This window comes from Alteromonas sp. ABE4_545 (assembly GCF_056161325.1).
The window spans coordinates 99,892-124,915 of record NZ_JBSWYY010000013.1 but is presented as its reverse complement, the minus strand read 5'-3'; the positions used below and the strand labels follow the sequence as shown (position 1 = coordinate 124,915).

Here is a 25,024-nt window from a genome sequence, read left to right as displayed (position 1 = left end):
AAACCATGTGATGAGACTCGTACTTCCATCTTCGTAGCATACAGGCCTCGGACTCATTCATCCACGGGTAAACCCGTGGTGTTCTGTCGCTTCGCGACCGGTCACATAAAACCTGACTAACCAGACTAGTCACCCATTGGCAAGGTTGCAAATCACCAAAACCCACGAGCTATTATTAACTGAGTGAATAGTCAGGTTTGGCGGTAAATCTGCATGTAGTTGACCGCTAACGAAGACGTTTGAGACCAACGACCAGAGAGTGGGTTTAACTTCAACCCTGCTTGGTCTATTAATGCCATGCCACTGGATTTTGCCCAGCTACAAAGCTCTCTCGGCTTCACAAACTCACGCCATGCGTGCGTCCCTTTTGGCAAATAACCCAATATGTATTCGGCACCTACAATAGCGACAACAAAAGACAACACGGTGCGATTTAACGTGGCCAACACCAAAACCCCATTTTCAGCAACCAGTTCGCAACAATCGCGAATTAACCCCACTTGGTCGGGCACGTGTTCAACCACCTCAGCGTTAATAACCACATCAAACGACTCACCCTCTTGAATCAACTGAGGAGATAACACATGGCGATAGAGAATACTCAACCCAGATTGAAGAGCATGGCGTTTGGCTACCTCAATGCTGGTAGCGCTGGCGTCGATGCCTGTCACCTCGGCCCCCTTACTGGCGAGTGCCTCACTGATAAGCCCGCCACCACAACCTACATCGAGAATACGTAACCCTTGTAAGCAACTTGCTTGTTTTGGGTCGCGCCCAAACTGGGTTGCAATATGTTTTACCATATAGTCAGTGCGTGCAGCGTTAAACGCCAACGCAGTTTTGTATTTTCCTTCAGGGTCCCACCACTGTTCAGCCAGCGCGTCGAACTTGGCAATCTCTTCAGCAGACAGATTGCTATTTTGACCAATAGGGTTGCTTAACTGGCTCTTATCCAACATGGTTTTAAGGTATCCAATAAGGGTTACAATACAATGGCGACGTTGTGGCGCTGACTATACACCTAGCAAGCGGCGTATCCTTGAATACGCCAATTTAAGCATTTTGGGTCTTTTGCTAATGTTTGGGCGTTCTTATCACCAAGAGTCGAGTTTCGGTCATATCCTCAATGGCATAACGAATGCCTTCGCGGCCGAGTCCTGAATCTTTAACACCACCATACGGCATATTATCAACCCGCCAACTGGGCACGTCACCAATCACTACGCCGCCTACATCTAGTAGATCCCAAGCTTTATGCGCTTTGTAGATGTCACGGGTAAAGATACCAGCTTGTAGTCCAAAGCGACTGTTATTGACCTCATCAAGCGCTTTGTCAAAATCTTCAAACGGCGCGATAACAGCAACAGGGCCAAATGCTTCTTCTGCGCATATTTTACAGTGCCCTGGCACGTTCTCTAATACGGTCGCTTCCAGCATTGCACCGATTCGCTGCCCCCCAGCCAACACACTTGCCCCCGCGTCTTTCGCTTCGTTGATCCATTGCTCCAAACGCTCTGCTTCAGATTCTGCGATCATTGGGCCAATAAAGGTCGCTTCATCAGAGGGGTCACCGGATACAAGCTTAGACACCTTATCGACAAATGCAGTTTTAAACGCGTCGTATATATCCTTATGCACGAGTATGCGCTGTACGCCAATACAACTTTGTCCTGATTGGTAGTAAGCGCCAAAGACAATGCGCTCAATGGCATCGTTCAGGTCTGCGTCATGATCCACAATACAAGCGGCATTGCCACCTAACTCCAACACTACGGGCTTCTTACCTGCGCGGGCTTTCAGATCCCAACCTACATCGGGAGAACCGGTAAAGCTCAATAGTTTCAGGCGTTCATCGGTAGTAAATAAGTCGGCACCGTCACGGTGACACGGCAAAATAGAAAACGCGCCTTCTGGCAGGTCGGTTTCTGCGAGGATTTCACCAATAATCAACGCTCCAATCGGAGTGCGAGAAGCGGGTTTAAGCACAAATGTACACCCTGCCGCAATAGCGGGCGCAACCTTGTGTGCGGCAAGATTTAAAGGAAAGTTAAATGGCGAGATAAACGAGCAAGGACCAATAGGCACTTTTTTGGTCATGCCCTGATAGCCGTCAGCACGTGGGGTAATTTGCAGGTTTAGTACTTCACCTTCAATACGTACGGCTTCTTCTGCCGCAATCTTGAAGGTATCGATTAAACGGGTGACTTCGCCACGAGCGTCTTTTATCGGTTTTCCAGCTTCAATACACAGCGCCTTGGCAAGCTCCTCGGCGCGTTCCTCAAAACGCTGAATACAATGCTGTAGAACTTGTTGACGCTCATAAGGCCGCATGGCGGTCATAAGCGGTTGTGCTTTATCAGCTGCGGCAATGGCTTGCTCTATCGCGTTAACATCTGCCATAGCAACATGCGTTGCTGGCTCGCCAGTGTATTTATTGGTGACTACCAAGTCTTCGTTCGCAAATACTGGCTTACTAGCCAAGTAATATGGGTAGCGTTTGTTTAACATGATATCTCCTCATAGCAGGTCGCAATTACGTGTACCGTCAGGCGGCAACATTACCGTTGTCCATTGATATAAGGGTAGGATGATACATTACTACCGTTAATGCGATGTCTGGTAATAATGTAACGATGAGTAGAAAAGCCTTTGAAGCGGTATAAGGCTGCGGAAAAGAACACTCGTATTTGCGTTACTCGCTCACGTTTTTAATTAACGGCACCGACTTTAACGTATCTCGATACTCTTTTTCATGAAAGATTTTTTTGTCTTCGCCAGACGCGATAAGCGCTGTCATTATTTGATTGATGCGCTCGACCAACTGCGGGTCAACCGAGGCTTTAGAAAAACCGATATACACATATTGGTCGGCACTTTTTGCAAGGGGGATTTCGTATCGCTTAAAATCACTAGGATCAAACATCTCGTTAATCGCGGTAGATGAGGCAACTGAGGGGGCCAACAGAACATCGCCACGACCTTTCACTAACATTTCCAGCCCATTCTCAATCGACCTTGCCTCTATGATATGCCCATGCATACTCTGGCTTAAAAACGCCTCGGTCGACGCTGAGTGGCGATAGCCTCTTACCGACAATAGTGTCATCTTGGTTAAATCATAAGGCGTAGAGATAGATTTAGGGTTTTGACTCAACATAATAAGCGACTCGGGAAAGCGCCCGCCCATGACTACCATATGCATGTACTCTGCCCTTTCAGGCTTGTGCAATAGGTTGGTCATCATGTCAGCTTCACCGGTTTGCAACTGGCGTAAACACCTCGCTGCCGGAGTTTTGGGTAAGATAGTAAGCGTGAACCCAGCGGTAGACGCTAGATGACGCACAAGATTAACCGACGGCCCTACTGGTTCTAGGTTATTGTCTCTAAACTCATGAAAGCCATTGAAGTTGTCTAGACACCATCTAATTTCTGGGCGCTCTTGTGTTGTGGTATCGGCATACACCGTTCCACTTATCAGTAGTAACACCAAAGTGATTAGCTTGTTCACTACCACACCGTCGCCTCAATTTCCCTGTTCACGCCTTGCTATTCAAAGCATCTTGGATTCAATCTGCGATAGTGTAATTTTTGTGTCGCTGAACAACAATTAGACTTATTGCGAATTTGACCACGCTTGTAGCTTGGTTTGTACGTTGGCATCAATAGCAGATTTGTTTTGGCTCACCCACCACTGCTCCATCAGTCTTACATTTTTCTGGTTCGACTGATAAAACATATCGATGATATCGCCGATTAATGGCAGTAAGCCTAGAGCAAAATCAATCACGCTATTACGGATCATCTTAACAATAAGGCCTTTTGGCATGCCCAAAGAGCGGGCATTGAGAATGATCTTTGCTGCAATAAGCAAAGCGGCGGCATCGCCGGCAATCGGTATAAGCCCCAAGATAAAATCTAGGCCCAACCGAACCGGCAAAAATGGTACTTTTATCGCGGTATCAAGTGCAGACGCTAACTTCTGCGACTGCAATAGCGCTTTTGGGGCCACTTCATTGTCGCCAGCCATGTTATTTTTCTGCCCCGAGATTACTCGCCAATACAGCGCGGTCTCCAATATCTTGGGGTAGCGCCCAGCCTTGCAAGTTATCTTGAATTAACCCAAACAACATATCAATATGGGCCGGTTCACTGTTTAAAGCAGGAATGTATTCGTAACGTTCGCCGCCAGCTTCCATAAAGTACTCTCGATTTTCTTCGCCAATTTCTTCGATGGTTTCTAAACAATCTGAGGAAAACCCTGGGCACAATACTTGTACCGACTTTACCCCTTTTGCAGGTAACGACTTCATAGTTTCATCGGTATACGGTGTTAACCACTCTTCCTTGCCGAAACGAGATTGGAAGGTGGTCATCACTTCATCTTTTGATAACCCTAATGCTTCAGCGAGTAAACGACTGGTTTTGTGACACTCGCAGTGATAAGGGTCACCCTCTAACAAATAGCGCTTGGGAACACCGTGATAAGACAACAACAACTTGTCGGCACGCCCGTGCTCAGCCCAGTGGGCTCTGACTGATTCGGCTAATGCATGAATGTAAGCAGGGCGATCGTGATAATGAGAAATGAACCGAAAATCTGGCAACCAGCGGCGTTTCACAAAATCCTGTGCGATTGCATCGTAAGTAGAGCCAACTGTTGAAGCCGAGTATTGGGGATAAAGCGGTAATACCAAGACTTTCCGCGCGCCTTTTGCGAGCAAGTCGTCCATTTTGTCGCTGATAGATGGCGCACCATAGCGCATGGCATAATCAACAATAACCTTGTCGCCATACTCTTGCTGCATTTTTTTTGCTAGCGCCGACGCTTGTGCTTTTGTATGCAGCATCAGCGGTGAACCGTCTTCGGTCCACACGCTGGCGTAGGCTTCTGCCGATTTGGCAGGCCGAGTATTCAAGATAATCAGGTTTAAGATACACCACCACAATACCCGCGGCACTTCTACCACACGAGGGTCAGACAAAAACTCCTTAAGATAAGGACGAAGCGCTTGTTTAGTGGGCGCTTCAGGTGTACCCAAATTAGTAATAAGTACACCTATTTTGTCGGCTTGGCCGTGATTGAACCCCTGATTACCTTTGAACTTCATTATTCACTATTACCTAAATATAAATGCTAAACACTGCCTTAAACCGCAGTGAAAGCAGTTTAAGGCGTATAGTAAACTTCTGCCCCTGGCCCAATGGGTGCACCGAGTAAGAACACATAAATGTAGAAGAATAGTGTCCAACCCAACATAAAGATCAATGAGTAAGGTAACATCATAGCAATCAATGTTCCCATACCAATGCCTTTTTGGTATCTCGCCGCCATAGCCAATATCAAACCAAAGTAGCTCATCATCGGTGAAATTACGTTGGTCACAGAGTCACCGATACGATAAGCAGCCTGAATCACCTCTGGTGCAAAGCCAATAAGCATCAACATGGGCACAAAAATAGGCGCTGTAACGGCCCATTGTGCTGATGCACTGCCTAAAGACAAGTTAACCAAACCACACATAATGATAAACAATATAAATACTTCTGGCCCATCCAAGCCGAGGTATTGTAGCAACGCTGCGCCTTTAACGGCTAACACTGTGCCCAAGTTGGTCCATTTGAAAAAGGCCACAAATTGAGCGGCAAAAAACACTAACACTATGTATAAGCCCAATGAGCTCATACTCTTAGCCATGGCATCAATCACATCGCGGTCGGATTTCATCGTACCCGCCACTCTGCCGTATACATAACCCGGTATCGCAAAGCTGATGAAAATAAAGGCTACAATGCCTTTTAGGAAAGGCGAGCCTTTCACTTCACCGGTTTCTGGATGACGCAGAATGCCATTTTCCGGCACTATGGTGAAAGCGAGAATGATCCCAATCAATAGAAAGGCAAGCCCCGCCCAACGCATCGCTTTAATTTCCTGACGGGTGGGTGGCTGCATATCGCTTTCGTTTAGCGTCACGGTAGATTGGCTACTGTCAAATTTACCGAGTCGCGGCTCAACAATTCGGTCAGTGACCAAAAAGCCCAAAAGCGCAATGATGAAAGTGCTCGACGCCATAAACCACCAGTTAGCCTCTGGGCCAACAACGTAGTTAGGGTCTATCATCTGCGCTGCTGGCGTGGTAATCCCTGCTAATAGAGGGTCCACCGTACCCAACAATAAGTTGGCACTATAACCGGCAGAAACACCAGCAAAAGCGGCGGCTAATCCAGCGAGAGGGTGACGCCCAAGCGAATGGAAAATCATTGCGGCAAGGGGAATAAGTACCACATAACCCAGCTCAGACGCGGTATTCGACAAAATACCTGCCAACACAATAATAAAAGTGACTAAACGCGGTGGCGCTTTCAACACAAGGCTACGCATAGCGGTAGATAGCAAGCCAGAATGTTCCGCAACAGAAACACCTAACAAGGCCACTAGTACAGTGCCAAGAGGCGCAAAGCCAGTGAAATTAGTGACTAACCCTGTGACAATTCGTTGCAAACCTTCGGCATTCATCAAAGAGACCACTTCGATAATGCCGTCGGCTTCACGGCCTTTCGCTCCCTCAGGACGAGGGTCAGCCACTGAGATATCGAAATACCCCAAAATGCCGCTCACGATAACGATAAAAACGGATAATAATGCAAACAAAGTAACTGGGTGAGGTAAGAGATTACCCAACCACTCTACAGTAGACAGGAAGCGGGAAAAAATTCCCCCACTCGGTCGAGGTTCTACGCTCGCCGTCGTATTATTAGAAGCCAAATTGAATCCTCTGTCGTTTATATAATTTTTTACAGAGCGAATATTACACTATTTGGCCTTCTTTTTGCAGCGTTAAAATATTGTTAATGAGCTAGGGTGATATGCCAGCCAGTGGCGAATGAAATGAGTATAGAGAATACACTGACAATAAAAAAGGGTTAACGCGATTGTTAACCCTTTTTCTAATCGATTATATTAATCGTAATTACTTATTTGCCATTCTGCTTATTCATAAACTTGAAGAAGTCGCTATCAGGCTTCACTACGAGAATATCTTGTTTGCTGTTGAAGCTGCTCTTATAGGCATCCATACTACGTAGGAAACTATAAAAATCAGGATTTTTAGAATACGCTTCGGCGTAAATCTGTGCAGCTAGTGCATCACCTTCACCGCGTAACTGACGCGCATTACGCTCAGCATCAGCCAACATAACCGTCACTTTGGCATCAATGTTAGCGCGAATCACTTCGGCTTGTTCCTGACCTTGTGAGCGGTGTTCACGAGCAACCGCAGCACGCTCAGCACGCATACGTTGGAAAATCGATTCACTGACTTCAGTAGGTAAGTTAATTTGCTTCACGCGAACGTCAACGATTTCAATACCCAACTCATCAGAAGAGCTCGATGCTTGGTCCATTGCTTGGCTCATCAACTCAGAACGTTCTCCCGACACAATTTGCGGAATAGTACGCGTACCAAATTCAGAACGAAGGCCGTTATTCACTTTCTGTTTTAACAGGCTTTCAGCTTGGAACTTATTGCCACCCGTTGTGAGGTAATAACGAGCAAAATCTTTGATACGCCACTTCACATAAGAGTCAACGATCAAGTCTTTCTTCTCTGAAGTTACAAAACGGCCCGGTGCGTCATCGAGAGTTTGAATACGCGCATCCAAAATCTTCACGCTGTCGATCAAAGGCCATTTCACATGCAAACCAGGGCCATACACAGCGGTATCACCTGTCGTTGCATCACGCGCCACTTTACCAAACTGAATAACGATAGCGCGTTCGCCCTCTTTGACAACGAACAGCGACGAAAAGCCAGCTAAAATAAGTATGATTAAAACGCCTAAACTAAGATTTTTCATTAGTCGTTTCTCCCACTGCGTGAACGGTCAGAACGAGTGCTAGTAGACGAAGTCGTCGAACTGCTCACACCTGAGTACGTATTGGGTTGATACAAATCGTTAGCGCTACTGCGCTGAGAATCTGAGTTTTGTTGACGGTCCATAATTTTATCGAGAGGTAAATACATGATGTTGTTATTACCTTCACCACCGTCGACCATGATTTTACTGGTGTTTGAATACACTTTTTCCATGGTTTCAAGGTAAATACGCTGGCGAGTCACCTCAGGTGCTTGTTCATACTGAGGCAATAGCTCTTTGAATCGCGCTACTTCACCTTGTGCTTCCAAAGTCACACGCTCTTTGTACGCCTGAGCTTCTTCGTTCATACGGTTAACTTGACCACGAGCGCGAGGCTCTTTCTCACGAGAGTAAGCTTCTGCTTCACGAATAAAGCGCTCTTCGTCTTCTTGCGCTGCAATAGCGTCGTCAAAAGCTTCTTTCACTTGCTCTGGTGGACGCGCATCTTTGAAGTTCATGTCGACAATTTCAACACCCAGGTTATAGGGCGCAAGAATAGCGTTAAGCTCATCCCACACGCGCTGACGTGTCACTTCACGGCCTCCGGTAAGCACATCGTCCATCGTGGAATGACCCACTACGTAACGAATCGCACTATTCAGTGCTTCGCTCAAACTTGCCTCAGGGCTAGTCACGGCGAACGTCCAGCGGTAAGGGTCTAGAATGCGATATTGCATTTCCATTTGTACCGTTACCATGTTTTCGTCTTCCGTTAACATCGCGCCTGAAGAAGGCAAATCACGAATAGATTGCACATCAACAGGGATCACTGAGTCAACAAACGTCGGGCGCCAGCGCAAGCCTGGCTCTTCTAAGTGATGGTACTCACCAAAGCGAAGTACTACACCACGCTCCGCTTCACGGATGGTGTAGAAACCGCTAGCGGCCCAAATGAAAACAACCAAAACAACAACGATTGCTGCACCAACACCACCAAGCTTGATGCCATTGCTACCACCGCCGTTGCCGCCACCCATTTTGCCAAACTTACCAAACAGGTTTTTAAACACGTCATCTAAATCAGGTGGACCTTGATCGCGGCCCCCTCGATTTTTCCAAGGGTCGTTGTTTTTACCACCCGGCTCATTCCAAGCCATGCTAATACTCCGTAAAATGGTTAATTATTCTATTACTGAATTTATTTCGATTCAGATTGCTCGGCCATTAATGATGGTCGATATAACCAGAGATTCCATCTTCCAAGCGTTTTTCTAAGCGATTCCAGTCTGAGGTAGCCATTCTAACATCAACTACCCAATCGCCAGCTGAATCATAGGATTCGTTATCAATACAATCTAATTCATACAGTACGCCACGCAGTCGACTTTGGGCGGGCGGTATACGTAATGTATAGCTTACCATGCTTTGTGCAAGACACTCAGTAAGGGCTTGCGACAATAATTCAACACCTTCCCCTGTACGCGCAGATAGCCAAACCCTTATGGGGCGCTCATTCTCGTCGCGATCGATACGCGGGGCGGCGTCTTCGATTTGATCGATTTTGTTACAAATAATAAGCTGAGGAATCTCCCCCGCTTCAATTTCATCCAACACCAAATTAACTTCATCCATGGTTTCTCTGAAATTCGAATCTGAATAATCAACCACGTGAAGTAGTAAGTCAGCCTCTTGCGTCTCTTGCAGTGTCGCTTTAAACGCTGCAACCAAGTCGTGCGGAAGGTGACGAATAAAGCCCACGGTATCGGCCAAAATGGCGGTACCCGCATCTTTGATGTCGATCTTACGCAGTGTTGGGTCTAGTGTCGCAAAGAGCTGGTCTGCCGCATAAACATGGGCATCGGTGATAGTGTTAAAAAGTGTAGATTTACCCGCGTTGGTATATCCCACCAGCGAGATAGTAGGAATTTCTGCTCGTTTACGAGAGCGTCGACCCTGTTCTCGCTGTTTAGCCACTTTTTCTAAGCGACGAAGGATCGCTTTAATACGGCCGCGTAACAAACGACGGTCTGTTTCCAACTGGGTTTCGCCCGGACCGCGAAGACCTATCCCGCCCTTTTGACGTTCAAGGTGAGTCCAGCCGCGAATCAGGCGAGTAGAAATGTGTCTGAGCTGCGCCAGCTCTACCTGCAATTTACCTTCGTGAGTACGAGCGCGTTGAGCAAATATATCCAGGATCAGCCCAGTGCGATCGATCACACGACACTTGCAGATAGCCTCTAAATTGCGTTCTTGAGAAGGCGATAAGGCATGATTAAAAATCACTACATTAGCGTCATTGGCTTTCACCGCCGCAGCGATCTCTTCAGCCTTTCCAGAACCTACAAAATACTTAGGGTGTGGCGCAGTACGAGAGGTTGTTAAAACGTCAACAGCATCAACCCCTGCGGACGAAACCAATAACTCCAGTTCCGCCAGGTCTTCTTTACTATTTTCGTCAGCAAAATTGACATGAACAAGTACAGCCTGTTCACCGGCTTCATAACGGTCAAACAAGCGCGTTACCTTTTAAATTATTCACTCTTATTGTCTGCGTCCCCTTGAGTAGGCATAGTAATCGCACGAGCAGGTACGACAGTTGAGATAGCGTGTTTGTAAACCATTTGACTGACCGTGTTTTTCAACAAAATCACGAATTGGTCGAACGATTCAACTTGGCCCTGTAACTTAATGCCATTTACCAAATAGATCGAAACGGGAATCCGCTCCTTGCGTAATGCATTCAAAAATGGGTCTTGTAAAGATTGCCCTTTAGCCATTTCATATCCTTAGTTTTTATTATAAAACCGACAAAAAAATTTGCCCCAGCGCTTCATTGTATATCACACATCACAACTTAAAGTGTGACTTTAGCTTCAATTTTAGTCAAATTATCTTGAGCAAAGGTGTCAAGCCACGTTATGTCAGGCCAACCGCGTAGCCAGGTCATTTGCCGCTTGGCTAACTGACGCGTTGCTATAATACCTCTCTCACGCATTTCTGCATAGTTCAACTCACCATTAAGATATTGCCAAACTTGTCGGTATCCAACCGATCGAATAGCCGGCATATCCTCATGTAAATCACCTCGTTGATAAAGTTTCTTCACTTCATCAACAAAGCCTTGCTCTAGCATTAAATCAAAACGTTGAGCAATTCTTTCATGTAGTACTGAGCGCGCTTCAGGCGCGATAGCAAACTGGCTGATAGCATGGGGACATGGCTCCCCTTTTTGCTGTTGCCAATAAGTCAACGACTTACCAGAACTACGAAAAACCTCGATAGCCCGCGTTAAACGCTGGGGATCGTTAGGGTGAATTCGCGCCGCACTGACTGGGTCAAATTCTTTTAATTCTTCATGTAACGCTAACCAACCGCGTTGGTCTGCTTCGTCATTAATCTGCTGACGAAGTGTTTCATCAGACTTAGGTAGTGGCGAAATTCCATTTATCAAGGCATTAAAATACATCATTGTGCCTCCGACCAATATCGGCACCTTACCACGCTTCTTAATCGATGTAATTAAGCTAATGGTATCATTGCAAAATTCTGCCACTGAATAACTTTCTGACGGATCTCGGATGTCCACCAGCCAGTGCTTTACTCGCGCCATCTCTTCAGCGGTGGGTTTTGCAGTTCCAATGTCCATTTGCTTGTAGATTAACGCCGAATCTACACTAATAATTTCGCAGTCTACGCGCTCCGCTATTGCTAGCGCTAAACCTGTCTTGCCGGAGGCTGTCGGCCCCATAATCGCAATAACAGGCGTTGTATCTTGTGAGCTTGTCATTCCGACACGCTCCACCAATCAATAATCTCGCTCAACGCTTTTGGCGCTCCATTCTCTTCTATTTTTTGCCACTGCTGGCCGCTTGGTTGGCTGTCCAGCCAATACCAAATATCGTGGTCTATGGCGTCTTCCCACAGCGCTGGCTGCGATGCCAATGCCGCGACAAGGCCGCTATTGTCAGTAGGTTGAGCATTGAGCATCAACTCAAACAGCCGCACCCACGGAAAATGCCTTGTGCCACCCGGCACTTGTAGTAACCGGCATTTCCCAGCCACGTGCTGTACGCCAAAGCCCATTGACTGAAACAACGCACTCACGGGCGCGCTCGGCGCCTCGGCAGCTAACATCACAGGCATCAGCAAAGGTTGTGAAGGCCCAGCTTGGCTTAATTTGTCTGCCAGCCAATCACATAGTAAAGCCTTAGCTTTTAGTAAAATAGCGATTTCATTATATACATAGATTCGGCTTTTGGGATTTAAATTTATAGATATAAATCCCAATTCATTTGAGATAGGACCAGTTTCTCCGTCTTCTACTTTCATCAATCGCTGATAATTTGCCTGATAATCGGCAGATACGGGCTTAGCCCCTCGTGCTATTTGATTGCCGCTGCTGCCTGCAGGGCGATGACTTGGCGTTGTTCGCATACCTGTATCATTGCTTTCTCTGGCATGCGTATCCATGATTTTGTGTCCCGAATGACCTGTGCCGTCAAATGCATGATGAGACGGACTGCTCGTCAAGGGGCGAATGTAGTCATGCGTAGGCTCTTCCTCGTCGTCTTGCCATTGTGAATCGCCCTCACATTGCGCTAATGCATCACAAACCGATTTACAAATAAAGTCATGCACCAAACGCCCTTGATGAAAACGCACTTCGTGTTTGGCTGGGTGAACATTCACGTCTACCTCGCCGGGGTCAATGTCTAGATAAAACACAAAGGCGGGCTGTTCGGCACTAGCAAGCACGCTCTCATACGCCTGACGAATAGCATGAGTGATCAGCTTGTCGCGCATGCCGCGGCCGTTCACAAAACTAAACTGCATGTCGTTGCTACTGCGAAGCGTTGCTGAATTACCTAACCAAGCGTAAATTTTCAGATCTTGATATTCGGTTTCCAAAAACGTGGCATTGTCGATGAATTTTTTGCCACAAACTGCCGCTACTCGCTGTCCCAATGCCACAGATTTATCACCTTTGTGACCGGCATACCGCTTAATTTGCTTGCCATTGTGTTTCAGTACCAATGCAATTTCAGGTCGACTCAATGCAATGCGCTTGAAAACGTCTTCAATATGCTGAAACTCTGTTTTTTCTGTGCGTAAGAACTTGCGACGGGCAGGCGTATTGTAGAACAAATCTGCTACATCAATGGTGGTCCCGACCGGATGAGCGGCGGGCGCAAGGGCCACGCCCATATCTCGCCCTTCGCAGTATGCTTGCCAAGCTTGCTCCTGCGCTTCTGGCTTCGACGTGAGTGTTAAACGACTCACAGAGCTAATACTAGCTAACGCTTCTCCCCTAAACCCCAATGACAAAATATGCTCTAAGTCATCCAAGGTAGCGATTTTACTGGTAGCGTGTCGGCTTAATGCAAGTTCGAGTTCATCTTTGGGAATGCCACTGCCATTGTCTCGAATACGTATGCGTTTGTGGCCGCCTTTTTCAATTTCTAACTCGATCCGCGTCGCCCCTGCATCAAGACTATTCTCGATCAGTTCTTTTACGACAGACGCTGGGCGTTCAACAACTTCTCCAGCGGCAATTTGGTTTGCCAGTCTGGCGGGTAATAACTTTATGGGCAAACGATTGGTCCGATATTGACTAGTTAGGTACTGGGGATGGTAAGTACTTGACCAATTCTCACTACATCAGTAGTGAGGTTATTGGCTTCTTTAATACTACTTACCTTTACATTATAGCGTTGAGCCAACAGCGATAAAGACTCACCACTACGCACCTTGTGTGTGCGGTTAGTTTCTTTTTGACTGGCCCACAAGGTGCCATCAGGCGGTACTTGTCTGAAATAGCGCTTCGCCGCTTCAAACATAGATTTAGCGAGTCGTTGTCGATACACCGACCAATTGAGGTTTTTTTCTTCTTGTGGATTAGAGATAAAGCCTACCTCCACCAAAATAGAAGGAATATCCGGCGCAGTTAACACCGCAAAGCTCGCCGCTTGGGGCGTTTTTTTGTGTAAATGAGTCACGCCTTTGAGTTCTGCCAATACCTTTTTACTCAGGTCGTAACTCGTCGACATGGAATGGTCCATCGACAAACCCAAAATAGTTTCAGCGAGATATCTTTCGCTGGCATTGTCAGAAATCACTTCGGCAGCACCACCTAATAACTCTGAGTGACGTTCGGTTTTCTCTAACCATCGACCTAATTCGTTGTCTGCGCGCCGCATTGACAATACCCACACAGACCCACCGCGCGGCTCTGGTTGGGTGAATGCATCAGCATGAATAGAGATGAGCAAATCTGCTTTGTTTTCGCGCGCCAATTCAGGTCGGCGGTTAGGAGAGATATAGTAGTCGCCCGAGCGCGTCATCACTGCGCGCATGCCCGGTTCGGCATCAACCATCTTCTTCAAATTGTTGGCAATACTCAGCGTTATATTTTTCTCGTATGTCCCAGTAGGGCCAATAGAGCCTGGGTCTTCGCCGCCATGCCCAGCGTCAATGGCAATAATAATGTCTCGGTCACGTTTATTGTGCTGAGTGCCAATAACTACCGGCTGTTGTCCCGGCTGTGAATCGGCCAAATCAATCACCAGCCGATGGCCATAAGGCTTGGTGGGCGTCATTGCAAACAAGCTCGGCGAGGCTTTTCTTGTGAGGTCGATAACAACTCGTGCCGATTGTTTATTTTTGGGCGTTGAATAACGTACTCGTCGCACAAGGTCGCTGTCGTTTTCAAACGCGGTTAAGTCGGTTTTGGAACTGGTATTCCCAAGGTCGATAACGAGCCGTTCTGGGTTTTTCAAGGTGAAATAGGTGAACTCAGGCGCGTCTTGCATATCCAAAACAACACGCGTGCTGCCGGGAGATGGCCAAATGCGCAACCCGTCTATTTTATTTTTTGCTTCTGCAATGGCGCTGAACATTAAGCAACTGCAGAGAATGAATACATAGCGCAACATCGTTAGTTCACATGGCCTTTTATCAATTATTATGTAGGCTGGAGTTCACCACTCGGTGCAAGCTTAAATTCGCTTACATTGTTGTAAAACCTGGGCACCTTGGTGACTGGTGGCATCAATGGTGAATTGGCGACCTCCGCTAACTGCATTAATAGTAATCACTAAATCTGCCGCTGCCAAGCACTCCGCCCCTTTTTCAGCCCACTCTACCAAACAAACACAGTTATCTGCGAAGTAATCCCTTACTCCCATAAACTCCAACTCTTCCGGATCAGCGAGTCGATACAAATCGAAATGATAGATATTGACGCGCTCTAACTCATAAGGTTCAACCAGTGTATAAGTTGGACTTTTAACGCTACCTGAATGACCAAGAGATTGAATAAGGTATCGACTGAAGGTGGTTTTGCCTGCCCCTAAGTCACCATTCAAATACACGACCAGCCCTGTCGGCAAAGACTGCTTAAGGGCTGATGCGAGATCAACTGCCAGCGCTTCGGTGTCGCTCAAGCCAGCAGCATAAAAAGTTGATTGTGGATACGCCATGCATAGTTCCTAGAACTGGCAGGCGTTTATTGATTCACTAACGCCCGCACTGCTTCAAATAAATCACTGGCTAGGATACCACGTTGTCCATATAAACGCGCAATCTCATCACCGGCTTGCGCATGAACACATACGCCGTATTTGGCCGCCATGTCCTTTGATAACCCTTGGGCTAACATTGCGCCGAGAATCCCACTGAGTACATCTCCCATACCAGCGCTTGCCATTCCGGGGTTACCGTGTTTGCACACCCAAGTTTGGGTTTCATTGTCGATAATACTGCCAGCGCCCTTAAGAATGCACGTTGCGTGATAACGCTGAGCACATTGACGCGCGCTGTTAAACCGGTCTGATTCGACCTCATCTACGCTTACGCCTAACAACCGAGCCGCCTCTCCAGCATGAGGCGTAATAATACTCGACTCAACAGTGTAAGACAGCGCGTGTTTTGATAAAAGATTCAGTGCGTCTGCGTCAATAACCATAGGTTTAGGATGTGTCTGGCAGTGCTTCATCGCCATTTCAAAAGCGGTTACAGCCCAATCGTCTTGCCCTAGTCCGGGGCCGAGTACTACACAAGTGGCCCAGTTTAGCGCTTCTTCGAGGTTTTCATCCGTTACCATTAACTCAGGTCGCCCTGCACTGACCTGAATTTTCGACGCTTCGTGAGCATACACTTTTACCAAACCCGCACCACTTCTCAATGCCGCTTCACCGGCAAGGCGAATGGCACCCGCCGTCCCTTTGTTTCCCCCAATGCACAACAAGCGTCCATAAGTCCCTTTGTGGCTGTGAATTTCCCGGGGCGCTAACCCCTTGAATTGTTCCACTTCTAACAAGGTGGCAGATGAACGCGCCAACTGATTGAACGCCTTGCCAATGCCAAGGTCTTCAAACACCAAAGTGCCACAAGATTGCTTGCCCGCCCCCGTGGTTAAACCCGGCTTGATGCCCACAAACGTTACGGTAACATCGGCTTCTATGCAGCGCCCAAGAGATTGCCCAGTGTTAGCGTCTAACCCCGATGGCACGTCGATACTCACAACGGGGCAAGCAGACGCGTTAACGGCGTCAATCACGTCGGCAAACTCGTTACGAATATAACTGTTTATCCCCGTCCCTAATAACGCATCGATAACCAAACCACACTTGCTCAAAAGCTCGGGTTGGAAACTCTCTATCTTGCCCCCAGCGTCAAGCCAAGCCTTTTGAGCGCGTCCTGCGTCGGCCTCCAAAATACGATGAGGCTCAATGGCACAAAGGTGTACCTGCTTACCGGCTTGCTTCGCTTGTAATGCTGCGATATAACCGTCGCCTGCGTTATTTCCCTGCCCTACCAATACCAAAAACGCATCGGTATTCGGCAGTAGCAACTGACATTGCTTAAACACCGCCTTACCAGCGCGCTCCATCAAGGTAAACATATCCACGCGACTTTTTTCAGCAGCAGCGCGTTCGTTTTCCCGCACTTGATCGGCGCGAAACAATTTATATGGTAAACTTGCGGTGATTTCGGTATCTAGCATGAGAACATGTCCAAAATAGGTTCAATAGATTTAGTTCAATTAACAAACGATATCAAGGCTTGGGGCAAGGCGCTAGGTTTTCAACAAGTAGGTATCGCTGATATTGATCTGAGTCGACACGAAGCAGCCCTTTCTGAGTGGCTAGAAAAGGGTTATCACGGCGACATGACGTTTATGCAAACCCACGGGATGAAGCGCGCCAGACCTGACGAACTTGTGCCGGGCACACTGCGTATCATCTCTGTGCGAATGAATTACCTGCCTCCCGATGCTTCTTTTGCCAAGCACTTGAACGATCCCAATATTGCCTATATTTCGCGTTATGCGCTGGGGCGGGACTATCACAAAGTGATCCGCAATAAGTTAAAAAAGCTCGGCCAGAAGATTCAAGCCGTATTTGCCGACACCGAGTTTCGCCCTTTTGTCGATTCAGCCCCCGTATTAGAACACGCCATTGCCGAAAAAGCTGGTATTGGCTGGACAGGCAAACACACATTAACGCTGAACCAAGAGGCCGGCTCTTGGTTTTTTTTGGGAGAGTTGTTTGTTAACTTGCCACTGCCCGTTGATGACAACAAACAAGAAGATGGCTGTGGTAATTGCACCGCATGTTTAACCATTTGCCCTACCCAAGCGATTGTTGCGCCCTACACAGTTGATGCCAGAAAGTGTATCTCGTATTTGACCATTGAATATGATGGGGTAATCCCTGAGGTATACAGGGAAGCAATGGGTAACCGTATTTATGGTTGTGATGATTGTCAATTGGTGTGCCCTTGGAATCGATACGCGGAGATTACTGAAGAGCGTGATTTTTATGCCCGACAGCAACTACACGGGCAACGCCTGTTAGATTTATTTGCTTGGGACGAAGCCACTTTCCTGCGCAATACTGAAGGCTCACCGATTCGTCGTATTGGCTATCGCAAATGGCGCCGTAACATCGCCATTGCTATTGGTAATAGCCCATACCATCAACACAATGTCGATGCATTAAATACAGTATTGTCTGAAGCGTGTGATCTCTTAACCCCACACATTACTTGGGCATTGGAGAAGCAAACTGAAAAATCACATCACTCCCCAAAATCGAGCAGGCTGACACAGCGTCTTATTCGGGTGGTGGAAAAAGGACTTCCCCGCGACGCGGGTTAATAATGGCATACCTGCAATAGCATGGCGCGCGACTACGAGCCATGCTATTCGGCGAAATGTTACTTGTGGTAGGGCTCACTGAGCTTGTGCACTGCATTCACGAACACGCCAGCATGCTCAGGAGGCACATCTAAATGAATACCGTGCCCCAAATTAAAGACATGGCCTGAACCTGTGCCAAAGCCCTGTAAAATACTCGCAACTTCTTCCTCTATACGTGCCGGTGGCGCATACAACATAGAAGGGTCCATGTTACCTTGCAGCGCAACTTTGTCACCGACGCGCGCTTTGGCATCGGCAATATCAATGGTCCAATCTAGACCCACAGCGTCACAACCTGTGGCCGCAATGGCTTCTAACCACATACCACCATTTTTAGTAAACAAGGTTACTGGTACGCGACGGCCTTCATTTTCGCGTGTTAAGCCTTCAACAATGCGATGCATATATTGGAGCGAAAACTCTTTGTAATCGCGTGGAGAAAGTACCCCGCCCCAAGTATCAAACACCATGACAGACTGTGCACCAGCTGCAATTTGAGCGTTGAGATAAGACGTGACCGAGTCTACCAGCTTAGCCAATAGAGCATGAAGAATAGCTGGTTCGGCAAAGGCCATTTTTTTAATTTTAGTGAACGCTTTACTAGAGCCACCTTCAACCATGTAGGTTGCTAGTGTCCAGGGGCTGCCTGAAAACCCGATTAACGGCACATCGCCCTTTAATTCTCGACGAATAGTGCGAACTGCATTCATCACATATTGCAGTTCACCCTCTGGATCGGGAATACCAATTTTATCGACGTCGGCGGCACAGCTAATAGGGCGCTCAAAACGAGGGCCTTCCCCCGCTTCAAAATACAGCCCCAATCCCATTGCATCTGGAATAGTAAGAATGTCAGAAAACAAAATAGCGGCATCTAACGGAAAACGACGTAAAGGCTGTAGTGTCACCTCACACGCCAACTCTGCATTTTTACACAATGACATAAAGTCACCGGCCACAGCGCGAGTTGCCTTATACTCTGGCAAATAGCGTCCTGCCTGACGCATCATCCAAACAGGTGTAACGTCTACCGGCTGTTTTAGCAGTGCGCGTAGATAACGGTCGTTTTTTAACGCAGGGCGTTCAATGGTCCCTTGTGTCTCTGACATACAAAACCCTTAAAGCAGTTGGGAGTGTGAAATTGTGGCGAGTATAACAGGATTTATACCGCCTAGGGCGGAATAAACTCTATCGTGGTAATCAGCTTTTTTGTGCCAAATCAAAAAGCCCGTCAAAAACCGCCAGTCGCCTGTAATGTATAGAACATAAGTGTTACTTTTGTCCGGTATCAAGGCGCTTTATCACCGCATCGATTAACTGCCCTGCAATGGAAAGCTTAGGTGGAATGGTAGGCAACGCGTTGTAATGAAACCACTGCGCATCGTCAATTTCGTTTTCTTGTACACGAATTTCGCCACTGTCCCACTCTGCGATATACCCCACCATCAGTGAATGAGGAAAAGGCCATGGCTGGCTGCCAAAATACTCGAGGTTTTTGATTTTTACACCAACCTCTTCGAATACTTCCCTGTGGACGGCGTTTTCCAGGCTTTCTCCACTTTCGACGAAGCCAGCGAGCGTTGAATACATACGCGTATCACGATGGCGAACGCCTTGGGCCAGCAAGAGTTTATCTTGATGATAAATTGCCACAATAATGCAGGGTGATACACGAGGGTAACAACGATGTGAACAGGTGTGGCAATGCACAGCCATTTCCCAATCAACCGGCTCTGTACGGCTGCCACAGCGCCCACAAAACTGATGGGTGCGTAAAAAATGCGTAAATTGCCATGCCTTCGCAATCACGTTAAATACGTAATCAGGCTGGGCCATTATCATACTGCGAATAGAGCGCAGCTCCCAACCGCTCTCATCAATATGTTCATGCCCAAGATCAAGTACATAATGTGCTTCTGTTAACCCTGCATCTTCGTCGATGAGTTCATGCACCTTATCGCGGTAGTGATGCAGAAATGGCAAGGCTTGCCAGCCTGTTGTTGGAATGGAAGACGCCTCGCTCGGCACCAGTAATTTGTCGCCAACAAAAATCAACCAACGCCCATAAAGCGAGGTATTGAGCGTGGTTTCCGACGGGGTCGCTTGGTTAACAGACACAGGCTTTAACATGCAATATCAGCCATTTAAATAAAACGATGTAGCGAGTTTAGCACACCCGAGGCGCGAATAGATGTGAGAACTAAGCACGCTTAAATTTGTCAGTCTGTGAGGCGGTGTTATACTCTGAGTAGTAGAAAAGTGCGTGTTCGGTCTAGGAGACAACGCCAATGCTGAATCAAGTAAAGCGAGCGAAGAATAAATGGGGTGGTCGCCACACCACTATTGATAACTGGCTGCACGAAAGAATGGAGTTACTGATCCAGTACTGCGACCTTGCCGGTGTGGGGCAACAGTCCTCAACGGCCTTGCCAGACTCAAACAAAATCAGTGACTTTTGCGAAATCCTCATGGATTATCTCTCTGCAGGACACTTCGAAGTTTACGATATGTTAGTGGCCGACGATAACGAAGGTTCAGCGCTCAAACAGCGTGTCTATCCTAAACTTGCGGTAACGACTGACGAAGCACTGGCTTTTAATGATGCCTACGTTGATGCGATTACGGCTGAACAAGCCAAGCACTTTGACTCAGCCTTAGCAAAACTGGGGGAGACCCTCGAAGAAAGGTTCGAGCTAGAGGACGAATTAATTGCACACATGCATAATTCAGACAACATCAAGCAGGTTGAAGCTGCACTCTAAAGATTATTATCAGTGTTGACTGGTATAGCGATGGTAACCAAACTATTAGATGAATAATTCAACAGTATTAACCAAAGCCCGTGCTTATTGTGAACAGCGCGGTGCCCGCTTTACGCCATTACGAGAAAAAGTGTACCAGATTTTGCTGTCTAAACATGGTCCAATGGGGGCCTATGAACTGTTAGACAGTTTAAAAGAAACCGAATCAAGTGCGAAACCCGCTACTGTTTACCGTGCGCTGGATTTTCTTCTCGATTTCGGTTTTATTCATAGATTAGAGTCAACCAATGCGTTTGTCGCCTGTCACCATTTTGGTTGCAGTCACCCTGTCCAGTTTTTGATCTGTGACAGTTGTGGTGACGTAGCCGAAATACAATCTGAAGGTTTACAAGAAACTTTGGAAAATCAGGCGAAAAACCACGGTTTTAAAGTATCCAAACAAACCATAGAAGCCCATGGTTTATGTGCCGACTGCCAAGAGGCCGAAGCAACAGTGCCCGGAGAGAAAGAACATGAATGCTGAGTTTGTTAATCCGTTTATAACGGGTTTGTTGAACGTGACGGAAACCATGGCTCAGACCAAGCTCACACCGGGAAAACCCAAGCGCAAAAATGATGAAGTTGCCAAGGGCGATGTGTCTGGATTAATTGGTATGGTTGGCCCTGAAGTAAGAGGCTCAATGTCGATTACGTTTGACGAAGCACTTGCCCTGACGATTATGGAACGCATGGTTGGTGAGAAGGTGACAGAAATCAACGCCGACGTGGCAGACATGGTGGGCGAAATAACCAATATGATATGCGGCAATGCAAAACGCGAACTCGGCGAACGCGGTTACGAATTTGCTATGGCCACTCCTGTCGTGGTGTCTGGGCATCGACACAGTATCAGTCACCAAGTCGACGGCCCCAAAATCATTCTTCCATTTAACAGTGACACTGGACTGGCACACTTGGAAATATGCTTTGACAAATAGCGTTTGGTATTCAGACACGCTTGTTCTGCCCGCTTACTCCCGAGGTTTTCACCTCATTACGCAGAAAGTAGAGCAAGCATTACCGCAAATTAAAACCGTTGAAGTGGGCCTGCTACATTTATTGTTACAACACACCAGTGCGAGCTTAACGATCAATGAAAACGCAGACCCCTCGGTGCGACACGATTTAGAAGCCTTTTTTAATCATTCTGTCGCAGAAGACTCACCGTATTTTACTCACACCTACGAAGGCCCAGATGATATGCCAGCGCATATCAAATCGAGTATACTAGGTTGCCAGCTGACCATTCCAGTTCAACAGGGCCGCTTAGCTCTGGGAACATGGCAAGGTATTATGCTGGCAGAACATCGCGACCATGGTGGACGAAGAAGAATACTCGCAACCCTTCAGGGCGTAACGGGATAAAGCCTAAATTTTCTTCAGCATTCAAGCTGGCACACTTGGTGCATTGTTATATATCAACTCTCCCTAGGCACCGAAAGTGCTGATACAAGTATTTTATTCAACACAGGATTGTATTGACATGAAAAATTTACTCCCTCTCGTTATTGCTACCACTGCATTAGGTAGCTTATCTGTTTCTGCCCAAGAGCGTGACACCTCTAAAGATTGGGTTGCAGGCTATGGCTTGTATTACGATGTTGATGGAGACAAACCCGCACCGACAGGTGGCCTCGACGATGGCTTCGGACTGGGCATAGAAGGCGGGTTTCGATTTACTTCTAACTGGGCTGCACGCCTTGAATATACTTACCTAAACCTCGATGCCAATGCCGCTGGCATTGATGACAGTGGCCACATGTTCGGCCTTGATGCGTTGTACTTTTTAGACAACACCAGCCTGTATTTGTTTGGTGGTTTGCGTCACGAAAGCTTAGACGACACTTATCGCATGGCAGCTATCGGTGCAGGTAAACACTGGGACCTAAACGACAAATGGAAGCTAGTAACCGAAGCGGGTTACATGTATGACTTTGGTCAAAGTTACAGCGACTATACCTTTAAACTAGGGCTTGCCTATTACTACGGTAGTACACCCACTAGCCAACCAAAACCTATGCCAGTGGCGCCAATTGGCGACAGTGATGGTGACGGTGTCAACGATAACCTAGATCGCTGCCCGGCAACACCAGCTGGTACACGTGTTGATAGCCAAGGTTGTAACATCGACAAAGACGGCGACGGCGTTATTAACGCCAATGACCAATGCCCTAACACGCCTAAAGGCACAGAAGTGAATAACGTGGGTTGTGCCATCATTGGTGACAGTGACCAGGATGGTGTTGCTGATAACCTTGATGCATGCCCAGAAACACCGCTAGGTGATGAAGTACACGCAGACGGTTGTACTGTGTTTAAAGAAAAAGAAGTAACACAGTCTCTACGTATTCTGTTCGATAATAACAGTACAGTAGTTAAAAACCCTGACTCAACAGAGTTAGAAGAGTTTGCCAACTTTATGAAGCGTTACGGTAAAACCAATGCGGTGATTGAAGGTCACACCTCTGCACCTGGTAAAGCCACGTACAACATGGATCTATCAAAGCGTCGCGCTGAAGCTGTGGTGGAAGTACTTGTGAAGCACTATGGCATTGATGCAGAACGTCTTGCAGCTGTAGGTTTTGGTGAGTCACGCTTGCTTGATAGCAGCAATACTGCCGAAGCACACAAAGTTAACCGTCGTATCGAAGTCACTGTATCTGAAACTGTTGAAGTACCAGTACGCGACTAATCATCTACTGTAACGAAAAGAGCAGGCTTAGCCTGCTCTTTTTTTGTCTGAAATCGGAGAAAATAAAAAAGACTAGTACTCGTCGGGTAATTCTGGCCCGGCGTAGTTGTCAAACCGAGAAAATTGACCTTGGAAGGTCAACCTGCTCGTACCGATTGGGCCGTTACGCTGCTTACCGATAATAATCTCTGCCACGCCTTTGTATTCACTGTTCTCGTGATACACCTCATCACGATAAATAAACATGATTAAGTCGGCATCCTGCTCGATTGAACCAGATTCACGCAAGTCAGAGTTAACTGGGCGTTTGTCAGCTCGTTGCTCCAAACTACGGTTTAGCTGAGACAGAGCCACCACAGGCACGTTAAGTTCTTTTGCCAAGGCTTTTAATGAGCGAGAAATTTCCGCAATTTCTAGTGTACGGTTGTCGGACAAAGACGGCACGCGCATCAACTGAAGATAATCCACCATGATTAAACTAATGCCTCCACGCTCTCTGGCAAGTTTACGTGCGCGGCTTCGCACGTCCATTGGCGTTAGTCCTGAGGAATCATCAATAAATAAGTTATCTTTGTCTTTTAGCATCGCCATGGTGTTGGAAATACGCGCCCAATCTTGATCGTCGAGTTGTGCGGTACGTATTTTTGTTTGGTCCACGCGGCTTAGAGATGCAAGCATACGCATCATGATTTGTTCCGACGGCATTTCCAAGCTGAATACTAAGACTGGCTTTTCTTCATCCAACATCGCGTTTTCACAAAGATTCATCGCGAAAGTTGTTTTACCCATAGACGGACGTGCAGCCACAATGATCAAATCGGATGGTTGAAGACCACTGGTTTTTTTATTCAAGTCGGTGAAGCCCGTCGTTACACCCGTGACTTCTTTATTCGATTTGACCAAGGCTTCTAAGCGGTCGATGGTTTTGCCCAAGACATTTTCTACAGCTTGTGGGCCTTCACTTTCGCCTGTGCGTCGCTCGGCGATCTCGAAGACTTTACTTTCGGCCATATCGAGAATGTCGGCACTGTCTCGGCCTTCTGGGTTATACCCTACCTCGGCGATTTCATGGGCAACGCCTATCAGTTCACGCGTGATCGCCCGCTCGCTAATAATTTTGGCGTAAGCAACCACGTTCGCTGAACTTGGGGTATTTTTGGCAAGTTCCCCCAAATAAGCAAAGCCACCAGCGTCATCGAGTTCGTCGTGTCGCTCTAATTCTTCTGATACCGTGATCAGGTCAACCGGCAAGTTTTGCGCAAGCAAGCGCAGTATCGCACGAAAGATAATTTGGTGAGAGCGGTTGTAAAAGTCGGTTTCGGTAACTTGCTCTGCCACCTTATCCCAACTCTCGGGATCAATGAGCATACTGCCGAGTACAGACTGTTCCGCCTCAATACTGTGGGGGGGAACCTTCAACTTTTCGACTTTATTTTCATTTTGTGGCGTAGACACGACCTTTTACTACCTGATGTG

The 25,024-nt window shown here is 47.2% G+C and carries 24 protein-coding genes; 6 read left to right on the top strand and 18 right to left on the bottom strand.

Annotated features, from left to right (window positions below; translation table 11 throughout):
* Nucleotides 1–191 precede the first annotated feature (191 nt).
* From ubiG to ACXAH6_RS13105, 15 genes are all read right to left on the bottom strand, one after another.
* Nucleotides 192–959 (bottom strand): bifunctional 2-polyprenyl-6-hydroxyphenol methylase/3-demethylubiquinol 3-O-methyltransferase UbiG, encoded by a 768-nt coding sequence (gene ubiG, locus ACXAH6_RS13175; protein WP_474877502.1) that lies wholly within the window; start codon nt 957–959, stop codon nt 192–194.
* Between the two features lie 115 nt (nt 960–1,074).
* Nucleotides 1,075–2,508 carry an aldehyde dehydrogenase family protein gene (locus ACXAH6_RS13170; RefSeq protein WP_474877501.1) on the bottom strand — a complete coding sequence of 478 codons (1,434 nt, stop codon included), beginning with the start codon at nt 2,506–2,508 and terminating at the stop codon, nt 1,075–1,077.
* Between the two features lie 184 nt (nt 2,509–2,692).
* Nucleotides 2,693–3,508, bottom strand: a complete 816-nt coding sequence (locus ACXAH6_RS13165) for a substrate-binding periplasmic protein (RefSeq protein ID WP_474877499.1) — start codon at nt 3,506–3,508, stop codon at nt 2,693–2,695.
* 105 nt (nt 3,509–3,613) lie between these two features.
* Nucleotides 3,614–4,027, bottom strand: a complete 414-nt coding sequence (locus ACXAH6_RS13160) for a DUF4112 domain-containing protein (RefSeq protein WP_474877497.1) — start codon at nt 4,025–4,027, stop codon at nt 3,614–3,616.
* A gap of 1 nt (nt 4,028) precedes the next feature.
* Nucleotides 4,029–5,108, bottom strand: coding sequence for a ferrochelatase (hemH, locus tag ACXAH6_RS13155; protein ID WP_474877495.1), 1,080 nt, complete (start codon nt 5,106–5,108; stop codon nt 4,029–4,031).
* A 59-nt stretch (nt 5,109–5,167) separates the two neighbouring features.
* Nucleotides 5,168–6,763, bottom strand: coding sequence for an AbgT family transporter (locus ACXAH6_RS13150; RefSeq protein WP_474877493.1), 1,596 nt, complete (start codon nt 6,761–6,763; stop codon nt 5,168–5,170).
* Nucleotides 6,764–6,972: 209 nt separating this feature from the next.
* Nucleotides 6,973–7,854 carry a protease modulator HflC gene (hflC, locus tag ACXAH6_RS13145; RefSeq protein WP_474877491.1) on the bottom strand — a complete coding sequence of 294 codons (882 nt, stop codon included), beginning with the start codon at nt 7,852–7,854 and terminating at the stop codon, nt 6,973–6,975.
* Complete coding sequence (gene hflK / locus ACXAH6_RS13140; protein ID WP_474877489.1) at nt 7,854–9,011, bottom strand: FtsH protease activity modulator HflK; 1,158 nt, start codon at nt 9,009–9,011, stop codon at nt 7,854–7,856. Before hflK ends, hflC begins: the two co-directional genes overlap by 1 nt.
* Nucleotides 9,012–9,078: 67 nt before the next feature.
* The gene (gene hflX / locus ACXAH6_RS13135) at nt 9,079–10,368 is read right to left on the bottom strand and encodes a ribosome rescue GTPase HflX (RefSeq protein WP_474877488.1); all 1,290 of its coding nucleotides are present in this window, start codon (nt 10,366–10,368) and stop codon (nt 9,079–9,081) included.
* A 17-nt stretch (nt 10,369–10,385) separates the two neighbouring features.
* Entirely contained in the window at nt 10,386–10,631 is a 246-nt protein-coding gene (hfq, locus tag ACXAH6_RS13130) for an RNA chaperone Hfq (protein ID WP_474877486.1), read from the bottom strand.
* Nucleotides 10,632–10,708: 77 nt separating this feature from the next.
* The gene (gene miaA / locus ACXAH6_RS13125) at nt 10,709–11,641 is read right to left on the bottom strand and encodes a tRNA (adenosine(37)-N6)-dimethylallyltransferase MiaA (RefSeq protein WP_474877485.1); all 933 of its coding nucleotides are present in this window, start codon (nt 11,639–11,641) and stop codon (nt 10,709–10,711) included.
* On the bottom strand, nt 11,638–13,446 hold the full coding sequence (mutL, locus tag ACXAH6_RS13120) for a DNA mismatch repair endonuclease MutL (protein WP_474877483.1): 1,809 nt from the start codon (nt 13,444–13,446) through the stop codon (nt 11,638–11,640). The genes miaA and mutL overlap by 4 nt, the downstream gene beginning before the upstream one ends.
* Nucleotides 13,447–13,469: 23 nt before the next feature.
* Nucleotides 13,470–14,750: an N-acetylmuramoyl-L-alanine amidase gene (locus ACXAH6_RS13115; RefSeq protein ID WP_474877482.1), complete on the bottom strand. Its 1,281-nt coding sequence runs from the start codon at nt 14,748–14,750 to the stop codon at nt 13,470–13,472.
* 99 nt (nt 14,751–14,849) lie between these two features.
* Nucleotides 14,850–15,332, bottom strand: coding sequence for a tRNA (adenosine(37)-N6)-threonylcarbamoyltransferase complex ATPase subunit type 1 TsaE (tsaE, locus tag ACXAH6_RS13110; RefSeq protein WP_474877480.1), 483 nt, complete (start codon nt 15,330–15,332; stop codon nt 14,850–14,852).
* Nucleotides 15,333–15,358: 26 nt separating this feature from the next.
* The gene (locus ACXAH6_RS13105; RefSeq protein WP_474877479.1) at nt 15,359–16,858 is read right to left on the bottom strand and encodes an NAD(P)H-hydrate dehydratase; all 1,500 of its coding nucleotides are present in this window, start codon (nt 16,856–16,858) and stop codon (nt 15,359–15,361) included.
* A gap of 6 nt (nt 16,859–16,864) precedes the next feature.
* Here ACXAH6_RS13105 and queG point away from each other — a divergent pair, with 6 nt between their 5' ends.
* On the top strand, nt 16,865–18,013 hold the full coding sequence (gene queG, locus ACXAH6_RS13100) for a tRNA epoxyqueuosine(34) reductase QueG (RefSeq protein WP_474877477.1): 1,149 nt from the start codon (nt 16,865–16,867) through the stop codon (nt 18,011–18,013).
* A 59-nt stretch (nt 18,014–18,072) separates the two neighbouring features.
* Here queG and hemE read toward each other — a convergent pair whose 3' ends face one another.
* Complete coding sequence (gene hemE, locus ACXAH6_RS13095) at nt 18,073–19,164, bottom strand: uroporphyrinogen decarboxylase (RefSeq protein ID WP_474877475.1); 1,092 nt, start codon at nt 19,162–19,164, stop codon at nt 18,073–18,075.
* Between the two features lie 163 nt (nt 19,165–19,327).
* The gene (nudC, locus tag ACXAH6_RS13090) at nt 19,328–20,185 is read right to left on the bottom strand and encodes an NAD(+) diphosphatase (protein WP_474877474.1); all 858 of its coding nucleotides are present in this window, start codon (nt 20,183–20,185) and stop codon (nt 19,328–19,330) included.
* A gap of 158 nt (nt 20,186–20,343) precedes the next feature.
* Between nudC and rsd the strand changes: the two genes are divergently transcribed.
* The 5 genes from rsd to ACXAH6_RS13065 all read left to right on the top strand — a co-directional run bounded on the left by rsd (nt 20,344) and on the right by ACXAH6_RS13065 (nt 23,548).
* The gene (gene rsd / locus ACXAH6_RS13085) at nt 20,344–20,817 is read left to right on the top strand and encodes a sigma D regulator (RefSeq protein ID WP_474877473.1); all 474 of its coding nucleotides are present in this window, start codon (nt 20,344–20,346) and stop codon (nt 20,815–20,817) included.
* Nucleotides 20,818–20,866: 49 nt separating this feature from the next.
* Nucleotides 20,867–21,340 (top strand): transcriptional repressor, encoded by a 474-nt coding sequence (locus ACXAH6_RS13080; RefSeq protein ID WP_474877471.1) that lies wholly within the window; start codon nt 20,867–20,869, stop codon nt 21,338–21,340.
* Nucleotides 21,330–21,794 carry a chemotaxis protein CheX gene (locus ACXAH6_RS13075; RefSeq protein WP_474877469.1) on the top strand — a complete coding sequence of 155 codons (465 nt, stop codon included), beginning with the start codon at nt 21,330–21,332 and terminating at the stop codon, nt 21,792–21,794. Before ACXAH6_RS13080 ends, ACXAH6_RS13075 begins: the two co-directional genes overlap by 11 nt.
* Nucleotides 21,784–22,221 (top strand): secondary thiamine-phosphate synthase enzyme YjbQ, encoded by a 438-nt coding sequence (locus ACXAH6_RS13070; RefSeq protein WP_474877467.1) that lies wholly within the window; start codon nt 21,784–21,786, stop codon nt 22,219–22,221. Before ACXAH6_RS13075 ends, ACXAH6_RS13070 begins: the two co-directional genes overlap by 11 nt.
* A 118-nt stretch (nt 22,222–22,339) precedes the next feature.
* Nucleotides 22,340–23,548, top strand: coding sequence for an OmpA family protein (locus ACXAH6_RS13065; RefSeq protein WP_474877466.1), 1,209 nt, complete (start codon nt 22,340–22,342; stop codon nt 23,546–23,548).
* Nucleotides 23,549–23,620: 72 nt separating this feature from the next.
* Here the strand turns inward: ACXAH6_RS13065 and dnaB are convergent, their stop codons facing one another.
* The gene (gene dnaB / locus ACXAH6_RS13060; RefSeq protein WP_474877464.1) at nt 23,621–25,003 is read right to left on the bottom strand and encodes a replicative DNA helicase; all 1,383 of its coding nucleotides are present in this window, start codon (nt 25,001–25,003) and stop codon (nt 23,621–23,623) included.
* Nucleotides 25,004–25,024 lie beyond the last annotated feature (21 nt).

Bases quoted from the DNA above. Each gene is read 5' to 3' on its own strand.
- ubiG (WP_474877502.1), bottom strand. From the start codon at position 959: ATGTTGGATAAGAGCCAGTTAAGCAACCCTATTGGTCAAAATAGCAAT.
- ACXAH6_RS13170 (WP_474877501.1), bottom strand. From the start codon at position 2,508: ATGTTAAACAAACGCTACCCATATTACTTGGCTAGTAAGCCAGTATTT.
- ACXAH6_RS13160 (WP_474877497.1), bottom strand. From the start codon at position 4,027: ATGGCTGGCGACAATGAAGTGGCCCCAAAAGCGCTATTGCAGTCGCAG.
- hemH (WP_474877495.1), bottom strand. From the start codon at position 5,108: ATGAAGTTCAAAGGTAATCAGGGGTTCAATCACGGCCAAGCCGACAAA.
- hflC (WP_474877491.1), bottom strand. From the start codon at position 7,854: ATGAAAAATCTTAGTTTAGGCGTTTTAATCATACTTATTTTAGCTGGC.
- hflK (WP_474877489.1), bottom strand. From the start codon at position 9,011: ATGGCTTGGAATGAGCCGGGTGGTAAAAACAACGACCCTTGGAAAAAT.
- hfq (WP_474877486.1), bottom strand. From the start codon at position 10,631: ATGGCTAAAGGGCAATCTTTACAAGACCCATTTTTGAATGCATTACGC.
- miaA (WP_474877485.1), bottom strand. From the start codon at position 11,641: ATGACAAGCTCACAAGATACAACGCCTGTTATTGCGATTATGGGGCCG.
- ACXAH6_RS13115 (WP_474877482.1), bottom strand. From the start codon at position 14,750: ATGTTCAGCGCCATTGCAGAAGCAAAAAATAAAATAGACGGGTTGCGC.
- tsaE (WP_474877480.1), bottom strand. From the start codon at position 15,332: ATGGCGTATCCACAATCAACTTTTTATGCTGCTGGCTTGAGCGACACC.
- ACXAH6_RS13105 (WP_474877479.1), bottom strand. From the start codon at position 16,858: ATGCTAGATACCGAAATCACCGCAAGTTTACCATATAAATTGTTTCGC.
- queG (WP_474877477.1), top strand. From the start codon at position 16,865: ATGTCCAAAATAGGTTCAATAGATTTAGTTCAATTAACAAACGATATC.
- hemE (WP_474877475.1), bottom strand. From the start codon at position 19,164: ATGTCAGAGACACAAGGGACCATTGAACGCCCTGCGTTAAAAAACGAC.
- nudC (WP_474877474.1), bottom strand. From the start codon at position 20,185: ATGTTAAAGCCTGTGTCTGTTAACCAAGCGACCCCGTCGGAAACCACG.
- rsd (WP_474877473.1), top strand. From the start codon at position 20,344: ATGCTGAATCAAGTAAAGCGAGCGAAGAATAAATGGGGTGGTCGCCAC.
- ACXAH6_RS13080 (WP_474877471.1), top strand. From the start codon at position 20,867: ATGAATAATTCAACAGTATTAACCAAAGCCCGTGCTTATTGTGAACAG.
- ACXAH6_RS13075 (WP_474877469.1), top strand. From the start codon at position 21,330: ATGAATGCTGAGTTTGTTAATCCGTTTATAACGGGTTTGTTGAACGTG.
- ACXAH6_RS13065 (WP_474877466.1), top strand. From the start codon at position 22,340: ATGAAAAATTTACTCCCTCTCGTTATTGCTACCACTGCATTAGGTAGC.